The 14,894-nt window shown below is 74.7% G+C and carries 12 protein-coding genes and 1 pseudogene; 8 read left to right on the top strand and 5 right to left on the bottom strand.

Translation table 11 applies throughout. The features are described from left to right. Positions 1-14 precede the first annotated feature (14 nt). Together CFP65_RS16925 and CFP65_RS41810 are read left to right on the top strand one after the other, a co-directional pair. Complete coding sequence (locus CFP65_RS16925; RefSeq protein WP_174805542.1) at positions 15-1,076, top strand: hypothetical protein; 1,062 nt, start codon at positions 15-17, stop codon at positions 1,074-1,076. Between the two features lie 185 nt (positions 1,077-1,261). Next, complete coding sequence (locus CFP65_RS41810) at positions 1,262-2,521, top strand: C40 family peptidase (RefSeq protein ID WP_104816889.1); 1,260 nt, start codon at positions 1,262-1,264, stop codon at positions 2,519-2,521. Here CFP65_RS41810 and CFP65_RS16915 read toward each other — a convergent pair. Next, positions 2,506-3,498, bottom strand: a complete 993-nt coding sequence (locus tag CFP65_RS16915; protein WP_104816888.1) for a helix-turn-helix domain-containing protein — start codon at positions 3,496-3,498, stop codon at positions 2,506-2,508. The two genes, CFP65_RS41810 and CFP65_RS16915, sit on opposite strands and share 16 nt — an antisense overlap. Positions 3,499-3,614: 116 nt before the next feature. Here CFP65_RS16915 and CFP65_RS16910 point away from each other — a divergent pair, with 116 nt between their 5' ends. After that, positions 3,615-4,679 carry a trans-acting enoyl reductase family protein gene (locus CFP65_RS16910; protein WP_104816887.1) on the top strand — a complete coding sequence of 355 codons (1,065 nt, stop codon included), beginning with the start codon at positions 3,615-3,617 and terminating at the stop codon, positions 4,677-4,679. 25 nt (positions 4,680-4,704) lie between these two features. Here CFP65_RS16910 and CFP65_RS16905 read toward each other — a convergent pair whose 3' ends face one another. Further along, positions 4,705-4,905, bottom strand: coding sequence for a hypothetical protein (locus CFP65_RS16905; protein WP_104816886.1), 201 nt, complete (start codon positions 4,903-4,905; stop codon positions 4,705-4,707). Between the two features lie 140 nt (positions 4,906-5,045). Between CFP65_RS16905 and CFP65_RS16900 the strand changes: the two genes are divergently transcribed. Then, positions 5,046-5,921, top strand: coding sequence for an AraC family transcriptional regulator (locus CFP65_RS16900; RefSeq protein ID WP_104816885.1), 876 nt, complete (start codon positions 5,046-5,048; stop codon positions 5,919-5,921). A gap of 47 nt (positions 5,922-5,968) precedes the next feature. On the opposite strand, the gene CFP65_RS16895 is transcribed toward CFP65_RS16900, so the two are convergent. Then, positions 5,969-6,391 (bottom strand): DNA-binding protein, encoded by a 423-nt coding sequence (locus CFP65_RS16895; protein WP_104816884.1) that lies wholly within the window; start codon positions 6,389-6,391, stop codon positions 5,969-5,971. A gap of 129 nt (positions 6,392-6,520) precedes the next feature. Between CFP65_RS16895 and CFP65_RS16890 the strand changes: the two genes are divergently transcribed. Beyond that, positions 6,521-7,804: a GNAT family N-acetyltransferase gene (locus CFP65_RS16890; protein WP_104816883.1), complete on the top strand. Its 1,284-nt coding sequence runs from the start codon at positions 6,521-6,523 to the stop codon at positions 7,802-7,804. A gap of 85 nt (positions 7,805-7,889) precedes the next feature. Here the strand turns inward: CFP65_RS16890 and CFP65_RS16885 are convergent, their stop codons facing one another. Beyond that, positions 7,890-8,702 carry a TetR/AcrR family transcriptional regulator gene (locus CFP65_RS16885; protein ID WP_104816882.1) on the bottom strand — a complete coding sequence of 271 codons (813 nt, stop codon included), beginning with the start codon at positions 8,700-8,702 and terminating at the stop codon, positions 7,890-7,892. A 206-nt stretch (positions 8,703-8,908) separates the two neighbouring features. Between CFP65_RS16885 and CFP65_RS40980 the strand changes: the two are divergent. Beyond that, a pseudogene (locus CFP65_RS40980) lies at positions 8,909-9,280 on the top strand (N-acetyltransferase family protein); the annotation flags it as partial. Between the two features lie 32 nt (positions 9,281-9,312). Here the strand turns inward: CFP65_RS40980 and CFP65_RS42515 are convergent. Beyond that, positions 9,313-10,623: an MFS transporter gene (locus tag CFP65_RS42515; RefSeq protein ID WP_371682426.1), complete on the bottom strand. Its 1,311-nt coding sequence runs from the start codon at positions 10,621-10,623 to the stop codon at positions 9,313-9,315. A gap of 197 nt (positions 10,624-10,820) precedes the next feature. Here CFP65_RS42515 and CFP65_RS16870 point away from each other — a divergent pair, with 197 nt between their 5' ends. After that, positions 10,821-11,783, top strand: a complete 963-nt coding sequence (locus CFP65_RS16870; protein ID WP_104816881.1) for a LysR family transcriptional regulator — start codon at positions 10,821-10,823, stop codon at positions 11,781-11,783. Between the two features lie 208 nt (positions 11,784-11,991). Then, entirely contained in the window at positions 11,992-14,799 is a 2,808-nt protein-coding gene (locus CFP65_RS16865) for a right-handed parallel beta-helix repeat-containing protein (protein ID WP_158702209.1), read from the top strand. The last annotated feature ends 95 nt before the right edge of the window (positions 14,800-14,894 follow it).

The following is a 14,894-nucleotide window of genomic DNA, read 5'->3' as shown; positions in this document are numbered from 1 at the left end:
AGGGCGCACCACTGATGGACCTGATGGAGACCTACCGCACCCACATCGTGGACGCCCACAAGCAGCCGCTCTTCCTGCTCCTGGTCGGCTTCATCAGCTCCTTCCTGTTCATCCGGTTCAGCGTGCGGATGATCCGGGCCCAGGTGCGCTGGTGGCCGGGCAACATCACCCCCGGCGGGCTGCACATCCACCACATGGTCTTCGGCCTGGGCTTCCTGCTGGTCGGCGGGGTCGGCGCCTTCGCCACCAACGGCCACCACCCGTGGATCGACTGGTTCGGGCTCTGCTTCGGCATCGGCTGCGGGCTGGTGCTGGACGAGTTCGCGCTGATCCTGCACCTGGACGACGTGTACTGGAGCGAACAGGGCCGCAAGTCGGTGGACGCGGTGATCTTCGGCATCCTGTTCACCGCGCTGCTGCTCACCGGGTACGTGCCGCTCGGCGTGGTGCCGGGCCAGACCGAACCGATGACGGCCGGGCGCTGGGGTCTGGTCGCGGTGATCTCCTTCAACGCGCTGGCCTCGGTGGTCGCGCTGCTCAAGGGCAAGGTCTGGACGGGGCTGCTCGGCATCATGGTGCCCGGCCTCTCCTGGATCGGTGCCGTCCGGCTGGCCCGGCCGAGCAGCCCGTGGGCGCGCTGGTTCTACGGCACCCGGCCGCGCCGCCGGGCCCGCGCGGTGCGCCGCGAGCGCCTGCTGCACCGACGGGTGGACCGGGCCCGCACCTGGCTCTTCGACCTGATCGCGGGCGCGCCGGACAAGGTGCCGGCCCACCACACGGCCACCCACCGGATCGCCGAGCGGATGGCCGCCCGGGCCACTGCCCACCTGGACGCCCACTCGGCCCGGGCGCTCGCCCGCCGCTCGGCCCGGCTCGCCGACCGCCGCGCGACTCCCACCGCTCCGGCCGTCCCGATGGCCGGCGAATCGGTCCGCCAAGGCGCGGCGCGGCGACGGCAGCGGGCGGTACGGGCCGGGCGCAGCCGCAGCTTCGCCGTACGGCCGGGCACCACCGAGGGCGTGGCCAACTCCCGCTACCGGCACCCGCGACTCCCGCACCCCCAGCCGCGCCGCTGAACCCCACCGCACTGGCCGGTCCGATTGCTCCAGCAGGTCGGTAAATCCGACATCTCACCCGGGTGGCCGCACGGGGATGGCGCTGAGCAGCCGTCAGCTCTGAGAATATTACGGCGAGTGACCAAATTGTCACCTGATGAGATATTTGCCGGTCCGTCAGGCGGCGGGTGAGAGAGGGCTGTCCCATGACACGCAGACTGCTGCCGACGCTCCTGCTGGCCCTCACCGGTGTCCTCGGCCTGCTGCCGGCGGCCGCCGCCGCACCCGACCTCGCACCCGAGACCGCCCCGGCGGCCGGCCTGCTCAGCCCGGCCGACGACCCGTACCCCTCCGAGGAGGAGATCGCCCGCTCGCGGGCCGAGGCCGACGCCCGGGCCACCGACAGCACCGCGATCGAGGCCCGGCTGACGGCGGCCCAGGCCGATCTGGAGCAGGCCGGCCGGGTGGCCGAGCAGGCCGTGGAGGCCTACAACGGCGCCCAGGCCCGGCTGGCCAAGGCCCGCACCGCCGCCACGGCCGCCGCCGCCAAGGCCAAGACCACCGAGGCCGAGCGGGCCGAGGCCGCCGACCGGGCCGCCGAGCTGGCCGCCGAGACCTACCGGCAGGGTGCCGGGCCCGAGCTCTCCGCGCTCAACGCCATGCTGGCCGCCGACGGCCCCCGCTCGCTCACCGAGCGGGCCGCCGCCGTCGGCATCGCGGGCGCCCGCACCCGCGACATCCTGGACGCCGCCACCGGCACCGCCGCGGCCGCCGCCAAGGCCGAGACCGAGGCCCGCGACAGCGTGACCGCGGCCGACCGGGCGGCCGAGGCCGTCCGCCGCGCCGAGCAGCAGGCCAAAGCTCGGCTGACGGCCCAGCGGGCGGAGGTGGCCGACATCGCCAAGCGACGCGAACAGCTGCTCGCCGCCCTGGCCAAGGCCCGCTCCACCACGGTCGAGCTGGAGCGGCAGCGGCGCGAGGCCCTGGAGGCGATCGCCGCCCGCGAGGCCGAGGAGGCGGCCAGGGCGGCCGCCGCCGCCGCAGCAGCAGCCGCCGCCGAGGCCGCGCCGGAGCGCCCGGCCGAGCGCTCGATCTGGTCGGCCGGCGGCGTCGAGGCCGCGATCGCCTTCGCCCGCGCCCGGATCGGTCTCCCGTACATCTGGGGCGGCGAGGGCCCCGAGGGCTACGACTGCTCCGGCCTGACCATGATGGCCTGGCGCCACGGCGGCAGGCAGCTCCCGCACTTCGCCGCCGACCAGTACGCCGAATCCACCCCCGTCGGCTACCGCCAACTCCGCCCCGGCGACCTGGTCTTCTGGACCCACACCGGCCGCGCCGCCGACATCTACCACGTGGCCCTCTACATCGGCGACGACCAGATGATCGAGGCTCCCCGCCCGGGCATGGCCATCAAGCAGGCCAGCCTCTGGATCATGGGCCGCCCCGACTTCTACGCCCGCCCGTAGCCGACCCGTCCTTCCGCTGATTCGCGGGTGCGGAAGGTGCGGCGGTAGGTGTCCGGGGGGACGCCGACGGTGCGGTGGAAGTGGCGGCGCAGGGTGGCGGCGGTGCCGAAGCCGGTGGCGGCGGCCACGGCCTCGATGCTCTGGTCGCTCTGCTCGAGCAACTCCTGGGCGCGGCGGATGCGTTGGGTGAGCAGCCACTGGAGCGGGGAGGTGCCGGTGGCGGCGCGGAAGCCGCGGCTGAGGTGGCGGGGGCTGAGGCCGGCCTGGCGGGCCAGGTCGGTGACGGTGAGCGGTTGGTCCAGGCGGGCCAAGGCCCAGGGCAGCAGGGCGGCCAGCGGGTGGTCGGGCCGGGCGGGCACCGGGGTGGTGACGTACTGGGCCTGGCCGCCGGGGCGGACCGGTGGCACCACCAGGCGGCGGGCCACCGCGTTGGCCGTCGCGGCGCCGCGGTCGAGCCGCACCAGGTGCAGGCAGAGGTCCAGCGCGGCGGCCTTCCCGGCCGAGGTGAGCACGCTGCCGTTGTCCACGTAGAGCACGTCCGGGTCGACCGCCACCGCCGGGTGCCGGTCGGCCAGTTCGCCGGTGTGCGCCCAGTGCGTGGTCGCCCGCCGCCCGTCCAGCAGCCCGGCGGCGGCCAGCACGAAGGCCCCGGTGCAGAGCGAGGCCACCCGGGCCCCCGCCGCGTGCGCCGCACGCAGCGCGGCCAGCAGCTCCTCGGGCGGCGCCACCTCCGGATCGGCCCAGCCGGGCACGATCACGGTGTCGGCCCGGGCCAGCCCGTCCAGCCCGGCGTCCGGCTCCAGCAGGAACCGCCCCACCCGCACGGCCCCCGGCCCGCAGATCGACAGCCGGTACCAGGGCCCGGCCACGGCGGCCGGCCGTGACCCGAACACCTCGTGGGCCACGGCCAGTTCGAAGTGCAGCATGCCCTCCGTGACGGCCAGCGCGACCCGGTCTCCCCTGCTCCCCGTATCCATGGCCCGAATTGTACGGAGGCCGTCGTTCAGGACACTCGTGCCGGGGTGGCTGCGGCGGCCAGGATGGTGGCCACGGAGGCGGCACGGGGCCGCGGAAGAACGTCAGGGAGCAGGGCATGACAGGGCAACTCGCGCACGCCACAGGGGAGTCGGAGTCGGTCGTGGTGTACGGGGCCTCCGGTCACACCGGCCGGTTCGTGGTGGCGGAGCTGCTGGTGCGCGGGTACCGGCCGGTGCTCTCCGGCCGGGACGGGGAGCGGCTGCGTGCGGTGGCGGCCGGCCATGTCGGCTTGGGGGAGGGCGAGTTGGCCGTCCGGCCGGCGGCGGTGGACGATCCGAGCGCGCTGGACCGGGCGCTGGCCGGCGCGGCGGCGGTGATCAACTGTGCCGGACCGTTCGCCACCACGGCCGGTCCGCTGGTGGAGGCGGCGCTACGGGCGGGCATCCCGTACCTGGACGTGGCGGCCGAGATCGAGGCCAATGTCGACACCTTCGCCCGGTACGCCGACCGGGCCCTGGCGGCCGGGGTGGTGGTGCTGCCCGCGATGGCCTTCTTCGGCGGCCTCGGCGATCTGCTCGCCACGGCGGCGCTCGGCGATCTGAGTGCGGCCGAAGAGGTGCACGTGGCCTACGGGTTGAGCGGATGGCACCCCACCGAGGGCACCCGGGCGGCCGGCGCCGTCTCCCGGGAGCGCCGGGGTGGCAGCCGAGTCCGGTACAGCGGGGGGAAGTTGGAGTACCTGAGGGGCGAACTTCCCCGGCTGGATTGGGAGTTCTCCGAGTCGATGGGCAGTCGTACGGTGCTCGGCGAGTTCACCATGGCCGATGTGGTCACCATCCCGAGCCATCTGGCGGTGCCCGAGGTGCGCACCTACATGACCACCGAGGCGGCCGGTGAGCTGGCGGCCCCGGGTACCCCGGCCCCGACCGCCGTGGACGGGCTCGGCCGCTCGGCGCAGACCTTCCTGGTCGACGTCCGGGTCCGCGCGGGCGGGGTGGAGCGCCGCGCGGCGGCGAGCGGGCAGGACATCTACGCCATCACCGCGCCCCTGGTGGTCGAGGCTCTGGACCGCATCCGCACCGGCCGCACCCGCGCCGCCGGCCTCGCCTCGGCCGGCCGGCTCTTCGACGCCGCCGACTTCCTCCGCGCCCTCGCCCCGAGGCTCACCGCCACGCTCTGAACCGGGCGCTGCCCGCGCCCGCCGCTCAGCCGTCCTCGACGGAGTCGCGCCGCCGCCGGTCCACCCGCCGCTGCTCGCGCGAGTACCACCGCACCAGCGAGCCGGCCGCCTGCGTGGCCGCCGCCACCCGGTGCGTCCACGGCGGCCCGCCGCGCGCGGCCCAGACCACGCAGCCGCACCCGCCGAGCACGAGCACCAGCACTCCCACCAACAGCACACCGATCATGGCGTGATCCTCCCATCGCTCCGTACCCGTCCGGTACCCGCCGCACAGCGGGGCCGCACCCGACCGAAGCGGGCACCGGATGTCGGGTGCGGCACAGTGGGCCCTTCCTACGGTGGAGCTCACAAGGGAAGGAGCCCGGAGTGCTGGAGCGGCTGAACCAGGCCATGGCGTACGTCGAGGAGCACCTCGACGGCACGATCGAGGTAACCGAGCTGGCCCGGATCGCGGTGACCTCGGAGTACCACTTCCGGCGCCTGTTCTCCGCGCTGGCGGGGATGCCGCTCTCCGAGTACGTCCGACGCCGCCGGCTGACGCTGGCGGGGGCCGAAGTGCTGGCCGGGGAGCGGACGTTGCTGGAGATCGCGGTCCGGTACGGCTACGGCTCCGGCGAGGCGTTCGCCCGGGCGTTCCGTGCCATGCACGGCACCGGGCCGGGCGAAGCGCGCCGGCAGGGGGCCGTACTGGACTCGCAGCCCCGGATGTCCTTCCGACTCGTCATCGAAGGGAGCAGCAGTATGCGGTACCGGATCGTGGAGAAGCCCGAACTGCGGGTGGTCGGTCGCAAGGCGCGGGTGCCCCTGATCCACGAGGGGGTGAACCCGCACATCGCCGAGCTCATCCAGTCGGTCGGCCCGGAGGAGGTGCAGCGGATCACGGCCCTCTCGAGTCAGGAGCCGGAGGGCATCCTCTCCGTCGTCCAGCACCTCTCCGACAGTCGCGAGGAGGGGGTCGAACTCGACTACTACCACGCGGTGTTGACCGAGGCGTCGCACCCCGTCCCGGACGGCTTGGACTCGCTGGTGATCGAGGCCGGGCTCTGGGCGGTGTTCGAGAACACCGGGGCCTACCCGCAGGCGCTCCAGGAGATGTGGCGGGACGTCTTCACCCAGTGGTTCCCGTCCAACCCGTTCGTGATCCGGGAGGGGCCGGAGATCCTGCGGACCCGCCCGACCGCGGACTGGAAGGAGTCCGACTCCCAGCTCTGGATCCCGGTCGAGCGGGGCTCCATCGGCTGAGGCACCTGAGGCACCTGATGCACCTGAGGCCCCGTCGCCCGGGTCGGTCACTCCTGCTCCGCGACCCGGGCGGCCAGCCGTTCGTGCCGCTGGCGGGCCGCCTGCGGGGTGCCGAGGCCGAGGCCGAACGCGATGTCGGGCCAGCTCAGGCCCCGGCCCCGGGCCATCTGGAGCAGGCCGGCCTCCAGCTCGTCCAACTCGGCGCGCACCAGCGGCAGCAGGCTCAGTGCGGCGGTGATGTCGGCCTGGTCGAGCTCGGGCTCGCCCTCCTCCAGCAGGGCGGCACCGCTGAGCAGGAAGGCCACCAGACGGACGGCCTCGTGCGGCGCGAGCAGGTGCGGGTTGGTCTGCCGGCTGACCTGGCCGGGCGTGGCCCCGTGGCGCTCGGCGATCCGGAACAGTGCGGCGGCCACCCGCTGCGCGCGGGCTTGCTCCGGATCCGGCGCGGTGAAGAGGTCGTTGGTCGTCATGCATGTCAGCGTCTGCGATGCCATGGTGACGTGTCAACGGATTACTGTGAACAGGTTGTTTGCACGATCCCGTGCGCGGGGGCGTAAAACCGGATGCCGCGGCCTGACGGGGCGTCGTACCGTGTCCGGATGGTCGACGAAACGCCAGTTCGCCCCGGTACGGGCGGCATCGAGATCCGCCCCGTCACCGAGCAGGAGCTCCCGCAGTGGGACCGCGCCGTGCTCCGGGGGTTCCTCACCCCGCACCACGCCGACGGCACCGAGGCCCGCCGCCGGATGTTCGAGCCGGGCCGCTGGCTGGCGGCCGTCGACCACACGGCGGGCGGCAGCTACGTGGCCACCTACCGCAGCTACGACCTGGAGCTGACGGTGCCCGGCGGCGCCGCCGTCCCGGTGGACGGGATCACCGGCGTGACGGTGGCCGCCACCCACCGGCGGCGCGGCCTGCTCAGTCGGATGATCAAGGGCGACCTGGCCGCCGCACGCGAACGCGGCAGCGTGGCCGCAGTGTTGACCGCCGCCGAGTACGGGATCTACGGCCGCTACGGGTTCGGCCCGGCCCAGCGTTCGGCCGGCCTGATGGTCGACCTCCAGCGTTCGGGCGGGCTACGGCCGGGCCTGCCGACCCCGGCGGGCGGCCGGGTCGACTTCGCCCCGCTGGAGGAGGTCCGCAAGCTGGCGCCCGAGCTGCACGAGCGGTGGCGGCGCACCCAGCCGGGCGCGCTCAGCCGCCCCGACCACTGGTGGGAGCTGGCCACCGGGCTGCACCTACTGCCCAACCGCGAGTGGAAGGAGCCGTTCAACGTGCTCCACCGGGACGCGGACGGCCAGGTCACCGGCCTGGTCAGCTACCGGGTGAACGGCGACTGGGACGGTGCCTCACCCAACTGCACGCTCACCGTGCTCGACTTCCTCGCCGTCGACCGGCCGACCGCCAACGCCCTCTGGCAGCTGGTGTTCTCGGTCGACTGGGTGCGGCACGTCGAGGCCGAGGAGCTCGGCCCGGACGACCCGCTGCCGCTGCTGCTGCGCAACCCGCGCGGCGCCCGGCCGCACGCCGCCCAGGCCGACATGACCTGGCTCCGGCTGCTCGACCTGCCCGCCGCCTTCGCCGCGCGCAGCTACGCCGCGCCCGGCCGGGTGGTGCTCGACCTCACCGACCCGCAGGGCTGGACCGCCGGCCGCTGGGCCCTCGAAGCGGCCCCGGACGGGACCGGCCGCTGCGCGCCCACCGAGGAGGCCCCCGAGCTCGCCCTCGGCGTGGGCGAGCTCTCCAGCCTCTACCTCGGCACCGAGACCGCCACCCGCCTGGCCGCCGCCACCCTGCTCACCGAGCGGGCTCCCGGCGCCGCCGGGCGGTTGGACCAGCTGCTGCACACCCCGATCCGGGCCTGGAACCCGGACATGATCTGAGCACCGGTCGCGCCTGCTTCACGGCTCGCGCTTACTTCACGGCTCGCGCTTACTTCACGGCTCGTGCCTGCTTCACGGCTCGCGCCTACTTCACGGCGGTCTTGCCGATGGTGGGCAGGATGAAGTCCTGGATCAGCCCCTTGGCGTCCCGGACGATCGGCCGGAAGACCCGGTAGCGGGAGAGGTTGATGACCCGGGCGGCCGTCGGCGTCGAGCGGCGGACGAACTCCCTGGTCCGCTCGGTGTCCGGAGTCCGGTCGAAGACCCAGTAGAGCACCACGACCATGAGGTGCAGCCAGAGCACGTCCGGCAGCAGCTCCGCCAGCTCGGCGTCCAGTTTGGGCGCCAGCTCGGAGCCCTCCAGCACCTCGCGGAAGAGCTGCACGGCGGTGGCCCGGGCCGGGTGGGATTCGTTGGAGAACGGGCTCAGCGAGCTGGTCGGGTCGGCGGCCGTGCGGAAGAACTGGGCGGCGAACTCGTGGTACGGCGCGGCGGTGTCCAGCCAGGAGACCAGGGCGATGTCCAGGCGCTCGGCGAAGTCGCGGGTGTGCGCCATCCGGCGGCGGGCGTCCACCGCGTGGTCGTGGGTCATCCGGTCGTAGAACCCCTGGATCAGGAATTCCTTGGCGGCGAAGTAGTAGTAGGCGTTGCCGACCGACACACCGGCCTCGGTGGCGATCGCGCGCATGGTGGTCTTCTCGTAGCCGCGCTCCTGGAACAGCCGCATGGCCGTCTCCAGGATCAGCGCCCGAGTCGCCTCGCTCTTGTCGCTCTTGGGGCGGGCCCGGCCGCCGGGCAGCTCCGCGGCTGCGCCGCCGGGCCCGGGCGCACCGCCTTCGGGTGCACCGGCCTCGGGCGCACCGGTCCCAGGTGCACCGGGCTCAGTTGCGTCGTCCACGGGGCGAGCCTACCGGCGCCCGCCGACGCGGGGGCCGACCGGCCAGCCGAGACCCCCGTACACGGCTGGCCAGTGGCCCCGGCGCGACCGAATGCCCCCGAGCGCCCGGTCCGGTTCAGTTTCGAACATGTTCAAAACCGTCCCGGGGAGGACTCTAGGCCCATGCTCGGAGCGTTCTCAAGTGATTACCGTGGGAGGCTCATCACATGATCATGCAACACGCCGTCCGCCCCGGCGGTCCGGCCGACGCAGACCGGGTGGCCGAGCTGCACATCGCCGCCCTCCGGGTCATGGCGGGCGGTCCGCCGGAGGCCGGTGGCGCCCTGGACCAGTGGCGCGAGCTCTGGCCGCTGCGGCTGACGGTGGACTACGGCGCACCCGAGCTCACCCCCGTCCTGCTGCTCGCCGAACGGCCGGACGGCGAGCTGACCGGCTTCGCCTACCTGACCCCCGAGGGCGACGGGCGGGTGCTGCTGGACAGCCTCTTCGTCCGGCCCGGCCGCACCGGCGGCGGGATCGGCGCCCGGCTGCTCCGGGCGGCCCGCGCCGAGGCCGGGCCCGCCGCGCTGCACCTGGACGTGCTGGCGGCCAACACCCGCGCCGTGGCCTTCTACGAGCGCGAGGGCGGGGTGCGGACGGCCGAGCGGCCGCGCGTGCTGCCGGACGGCACGACGGTGGCGGAGTACGAGTACGTCTGGCCCGGCGCGGCGGCGGCCGGGCGCAGCCGGCGGTAGCCGAGCAGCACGGTGAGCAGGGCGAGCAGGGCCGCCCCGGCGGGCAGGGCGTAGCCGAGGCCCGGTGCGGCGGTGCCGGCGCCGGTGGTGTGCTGGGCCAGCGTGCCGCCGAGGGCCGCGCCGGTGGAGATGCCGGCCAGGATCCCCGAGACGGTGAGGCCCATCGCCTCGTTCAACTGCCCTGCGGGCACCAGCTCCTGGACCAGCGACAGGCCCGCCACCATGGTCGGCGCGGTGCCCGCCCCGGCGAGCAGCAGCGCCGGGGCCAGCAGCCAGGGCCCGGCCCCGGCCAGTCCGGCCGCCAGCGGGAGCAGCAGCAGCGCGGCCATCGCCGCCGCCCCGGCCAGCAGCCGGGCGGCCGGCGAGCGGCGCGGGCGGGCCAACCCGAGCAGCAGGCCGGAGACCGCCGAGCCGGCCGCCATCATCGCCAACAGCCCTCCTGCCAGCGGCCGTTGCCCGGCCGCGTCGGCGTAGGCGACGGTGCTGACCTCGATCGAGCCGAAGACCAGGCCGGCCGCGAAGAAGGCCGGTACCAGCACCCGAAGCCCGCCCACCCGCAGCGCGCCGTTCGTGGCCCGGTCGGCCGCCGGGGTGACCGGCGGCTCGGTGCGGCGCTGGGCGGCGAACAGCAGGGTGCCGGTGCAGCCGAGGGCGGCGGCGGCGAGCAGCCCGGCCTCGGGCAGCAGGGTGGTGCAGAGCAGGGTGCCGAGTACCGGGCCCGCGGTGAAGCAGAGTTCGTCCAGCACCTGCTCGAAGGAGTTGGCGGTCTGCCGGGCGGCCGGGTCCGCCCGGAGCAGGTGGGCCCATCGGGCCCGGGCCATCCCGCCGAGGTTCGGCAGGACCGAGGCCGCCGCCGCGCAGAGCAGCAGCGTCCAGGCCGGGGCGCCGGTGTACGCGCAGAGCGGCAGTCCGAGCAGCGGCCCGAGCGCGCACAGCACCCCCGGCCGGGCCACCCGCCGCTGCCCGTACCGGTCCACCAGCCGCCCCAGCAGCGGGAGTCCGAGCGCGGTGGCCACCGTGCCGACGGCCGTGACGGCCCCCGCGAGCGCGTAGGAGTCGCGGCGCGCGGTGACCAGCAGCACGGTGCTGACCCCGGTCATCGAGAAGGCGAGCCGCCCGAGCAGGCCGCTCAGTGTGAAGGCGAGTGCGCCGGGCAGGGCGAACAGGCGGCGGTACGAGGCGAACACGGAGCTCCAGGGCAGGCGGAGAGGCGGGGGGGGGTGGGGGTGCCGGCTTCCTCGGCCGGAGCGCCGGCCTCCTCGGCCGGAGTGCCAGCCTCGCGGCCCGGGCGTCGAGTGGTCCAACACCTGTTCGGGGCGATTGACGCACCTGTGGTGTCAATCCCGACCGCCCGGTGCCCGGAGCGGCTTGTTAGCCTGCGCGGATGCCCCAGGACTTGCACCCCCGCCTGCTGCGCGGCTTCGCGGCCACCGCCGAGACGCTGCACTTCGGCCGTGCCGCCAGCCGGCTGCACCTGGCGCAGCAGGCGCTGAGCCGGGACATCCGGGCCTTGGAGCGGGCGTTGGGGTGCGAGCTGTTCACCCGGACCACCCGCAGTGTCGAACTCACCGAAGCCGGAAGCGAGTTGCTGCCCAAGGTGCGCCGACTCCTGGCGCTGCACGACGAGATCGCGGCCGGTCCGGACCCCGGCCCGCTGCTGGTCGACCTCAACAGCGACGTCACCGGCGAGGACCTGACCGCCGACCGGCTGCTCGCCGCCGCCCGGGCGGCCTTGCCGGGCGGCGAGCTGCTGGCCCGCTACCACGGCGGACTGGCCGCTGCGGCAAGGGAGTTGGCGGCACACCGGCTGGACGTCGGGTACGGCCGGTACGCCGGGCTGCCCGCCGAGCTGCGGGCCGGGCTGGTGCAGGAGCCGGTCCGGCTGGAGCCGATGGCGGTGCTGCTGCCGCTCGGCCACCCGCTGGCGGCCCACCCCGAGGTGTCGGTGGCAGCGCTGGCCGGGCATCCGGTGGACATCTGCGCGGGCAATCCGGCGACCACCGAGTGGACCGACCTCGGCCGGCTGCTCCTGGCGGCACACGGCCTGACGGCGGCCGGGCCGCACACCCCGCCGGTCGGCGAGGCGGAGCTCGCGCACTACCTCCGGCGGCACGGCGAGGCGATGCTCACCACCACCGGCGGCCCGGTCGTCCCCGGCGCGGTGGTCCGGCCGCTGGTGGCCCCCGTCCCGCTGAGCCTGGTCAGCCTGGTGCACCGCCCGGGCTGCCGCCACCCCGGCCTGGCGGCCCTGCGGACGGCCGCCCGCGAGCTCGGCGCCCGCGAGGGCTGGCTGCGCCGCCCGCCGGGCAGCTGGCTCCCCGCAGCCGACGCCGAGCTGCTGGGTTGAATCCTGGGCCACCCGGTCGGCCCCCGCCTCAACCATGACCGATCACTCATGATCCAGGCGGCGTAATGTCCCATTGGCCCGGTCTTGTTCGGGTTCGAAGGGAGCCCACGGAGCAAGGCGGAGCCCTCGGTGCGGGAAAGATCGACGGGGTTTGTACGCTGTGCACTCGCCGTTCAGCAGAACGGATCATGAACACCCTGGGGGGCTCGTGTCTCGTCCTCGCCGGCTGGCGGTGACGGCCGCCTCGATCGCCGTCATCTCCTCCTTCGTCCCGGGAGCGGCCTTCGCGGCCGACCCGTCGCGCACGCCCACGGCCGCGGGCAGCCCGGCCGGTGCGCCGGCCGGCGTGGCCACGGAGCTGCCGAAGCCCGCGGCCTTCCGGACCGTCAGCAGCCCGGCGGCCAAGTCCGTCCGGGTGCAGCGGCCCGCCGCCGACCCGGTCCGCTCCCGCGCGGCCGGCACCGGCCGGACGATCCACGTGACCAGCCGCCTCTGCGCCACCGACACCGGTGACGGCAGCGAGGCGAGCCCGTACTGCTCGCTCCAGCACGGGGTGGACGTCGCGGTGTCGGGCGACACCGTGCAGGTGAGCGGCACGGACGGTCCGTACACCGGCTCGGAGGCGGTCACCGTCACCACCTCGGGCATCTCGATCCTCGGGACGGACCGGGCCCGGCTCGCGTCGACCGACAAGCTCCTGGGCCGGCCCGTGCTGACCCTCAAGGGCGTCAGCGACGTGACGGTCGGCCACCTGGCCCTGTACGGGGGCAACGCGCCCGCCGTCCAGGTGATCGGCTCCACCCGGGTCACCCTCGACTCCGGATACCTGAGCGCGGAGCAGACCGCGGCGGCCGTCACCATCGACGGCGCCTCCAGCGACGTGACCGTCAGCCGCAGCTACGTGGACACCGGCGAGGCCTACTACTCCGACCCCGGCTCGGGCGGCCGCACGGCGATCGCGGTCGCGTCCGGGGCGAGACGGGTCACCGTCGCGGGCAACCTGCTGGCGGCGGCCGGGGTCAAGGCCACCGACGTGGTCGGCCTGAACGTCACCGGCAACACCATCCAGCGCGGCTGCGCCTCGGCGGTGGACGTGGCGGGCGCCTCCACGGCGGTGAGCATCCAGAACAACCTGATCGAGGACGAGGTCAGCGGCTCCGCCCTCGGCGGCGGCGCGGCCTACTGCGCGGGCAGGGACCTCCCCTGGGCACCGCACATCACGGTGGCCGAGGCCTCGGCCGCGGGCACCACGGCCGACTACAACGACTTCTACGTCGGCGAGACCCCCACGGACGCGACCGCGCCGTACCGCTGGGCGGGCACCGACTACGCCACCCTGGCCGCCTTCCGGGCCGCCCAGCCGCTCGGCGGGCGCACCCAGGCCGAGCACGACACGCTCGACACCGTCGGCCCGGTGAACGCCGCGACCGGCCCCGACCGCCTGGAGACCATCGCGCTGACGCTCCAGGCCGGCTCGGCCGCGATCGGCTCGGCCAACCCGGCCGCCCCCGGCGCGCTCGCCACGGACTACTACGGCAGCGCCTACGGCCAGGCCCCCGACCGGGGCGCGGTCAAGTACCTCAGCACCAACCCGGGCCTGGCCGTCGGCCTGACCGCCACCGACACCAGCGCCTTCGGCATCACCCTCGAGGTCAAGGCCGCCGGCGCGCCGCGCCCGCAGTACCTCACCGTGGACTGGGGCGACGGCTCCCCGGTGGCCCGGGCCGGCTTCACCGGCACCGAGCCGGGCGGGATGAAGCTCACCACCCCGCACAGCTACCAGGAGCTCGGCACGTACACCGTCACGGTCACCGACCGCGACCAGGACGGCAACGCCGTCACCAACTCGGTCCAGGTGGCGACCACGGGCTCGGAGTACGCGGCGTACGGCCCGGCCCGGCTGCTCGACACCCGCACCGGCGGACCGGCCACGGTGGTCCAGCCGCGCAGCTCGGTCCGGGTGCGGATCGGCGGCAACGGCGGCATCCCGACGGGTGTGACGGCGGCCGTGCTCAACCTCACGGTGACCCGGCCCACGGCCCCCGGCTACCTGACGGCCTTCCCGGCCGGCCACACCCGTCCGGCCACCTCGAACGTCAACTTCGTCCCGGGCCAGACGGTGCCGGGCCTGGCGATCGTGCCGGTCGGCGAGGACGGCTACGTCGAGCTGTACAACGGCAGCGAGGGCACCGTCGACGTGGTCGCCGACATCAGCGGCTACTTCACCCGCGCCGCGGCGGCCGGCTACACGCCGGTGACCCCCAAGCGGCTGGTCGACACCCGCAACGGCACCGGCGCGGCCCGGCGCCAGCTCGGCGGCGGCGAGTCCTTCGCGGTCCAGATCGCGGGCGCGGCCGGCGGCGCCCTGCCCACCACCGGTGTCACGGCGGTCGCGCTCAACGTCACCGTCACGGGCACCAAGGCCCCCGGCTTCCTGACCGCCTACCCGGACGGCGCCGCCCGCCCGGTCGCCTCGAACGTCAACTTCGGCCAGGACCACACCATCGCCAACGCGGTCATCGTCCCGGTCGGCGACGACGGCCAGATCCGGATCTACGACGGCGGCGGTGCCTCCGACGTCATCGTCGACGTGGTCGGCTACTACGGCGACTCCGGCGGGAGCGCCTACCTGCCGGTCAACCCGACCCGGGTGCTGGACACCCGCGGGCCGTCCTGGCACTACGGCCCGATCCCGGGGGGCAAGAACATCTATCTGAACCCCGGCGGCAGCGCCCCGGACAAGACCTCCTTCGCGGTCAACACCACCGTGACCAACACGAAGAGCCCGGGCTACCTGACCGTCGCGCCGGACGCCAACTCCGAGGCCGACTACCGCTACGGGGCCAACCCGCCGGTCCGCCCGACGGTCTCCTCGCTGAACTGGCTCCCGGGCCAGGTCGTGCCGAACTTCGTCCAGGCCACCCCGGGTCCGTACGGCCTGTTCGACCTCTGGAATGGCGGCCTGCAGTCGATCGACCTGGTGACCGACCTGTTCGGCTACTACCAGAACGACTGAGTCCCGATCCCGCCCCGACCCCGAGCACGACGGCGCCCCCGGACGGAACTTCCGTTCGGGGGCGAGCCATGGGTGCAGCCGTACGTACGGCGTGC

Source organism: Kitasatospora sp. MMS16-BH015 (assembly GCF_002943525.1).
Lineage (GTDB): Bacteria > Actinomycetota > Actinomycetes > Streptomycetales > Streptomycetaceae > Kitasatospora.
Note: the sequence above shows the minus strand (reverse complement) of the source record. Positions and strands in the feature narration are given on the sequence as shown.

Excerpts from the sequence above, each read along its gene's own strand:
- CFP65_RS41810 (WP_104816889.1), top strand. The coding sequence starts at position 1,262 with ATGACACGCAGACTGCTGCCGACGCTCCTGCTGGCCCTCACCGGTGTC.
- CFP65_RS16870 (WP_104816881.1), top strand. The coding sequence starts at position 10,821 with ATGCCCCAGGACTTGCACCCCCGCCTGCTGCGCGGCTTCGCGGCCACC.
- CFP65_RS16910 (WP_104816887.1), top strand. The coding sequence starts at position 3,615 with ATGACAGGGCAACTCGCGCACGCCACAGGGGAGTCGGAGTCGGTCGTG.
- CFP65_RS16890 (WP_104816883.1), top strand. The coding sequence starts at position 6,521 with ATGGTCGACGAAACGCCAGTTCGCCCCGGTACGGGCGGCATCGAGATC.
- CFP65_RS16925 (WP_174805542.1), top strand. The coding sequence starts at position 15 with ATGGACCTGATGGAGACCTACCGCACCCACATCGTGGACGCCCACAAG.
- CFP65_RS16915 (WP_104816888.1), bottom strand. The coding sequence starts at position 3,498 with ATGGATACGGGGAGCAGGGGAGACCGGGTCGCGCTGGCCGTCACGGAG.
- CFP65_RS16905 (WP_104816886.1), bottom strand. The coding sequence starts at position 4,905 with ATGATCGGTGTGCTGTTGGTGGGAGTGCTGGTGCTCGTGCTCGGCGGG.
- CFP65_RS16895 (WP_104816884.1), bottom strand. The coding sequence starts at position 6,391 with ATGACGACCAACGACCTCTTCACCGCGCCGGATCCGGAGCAAGCCCGC.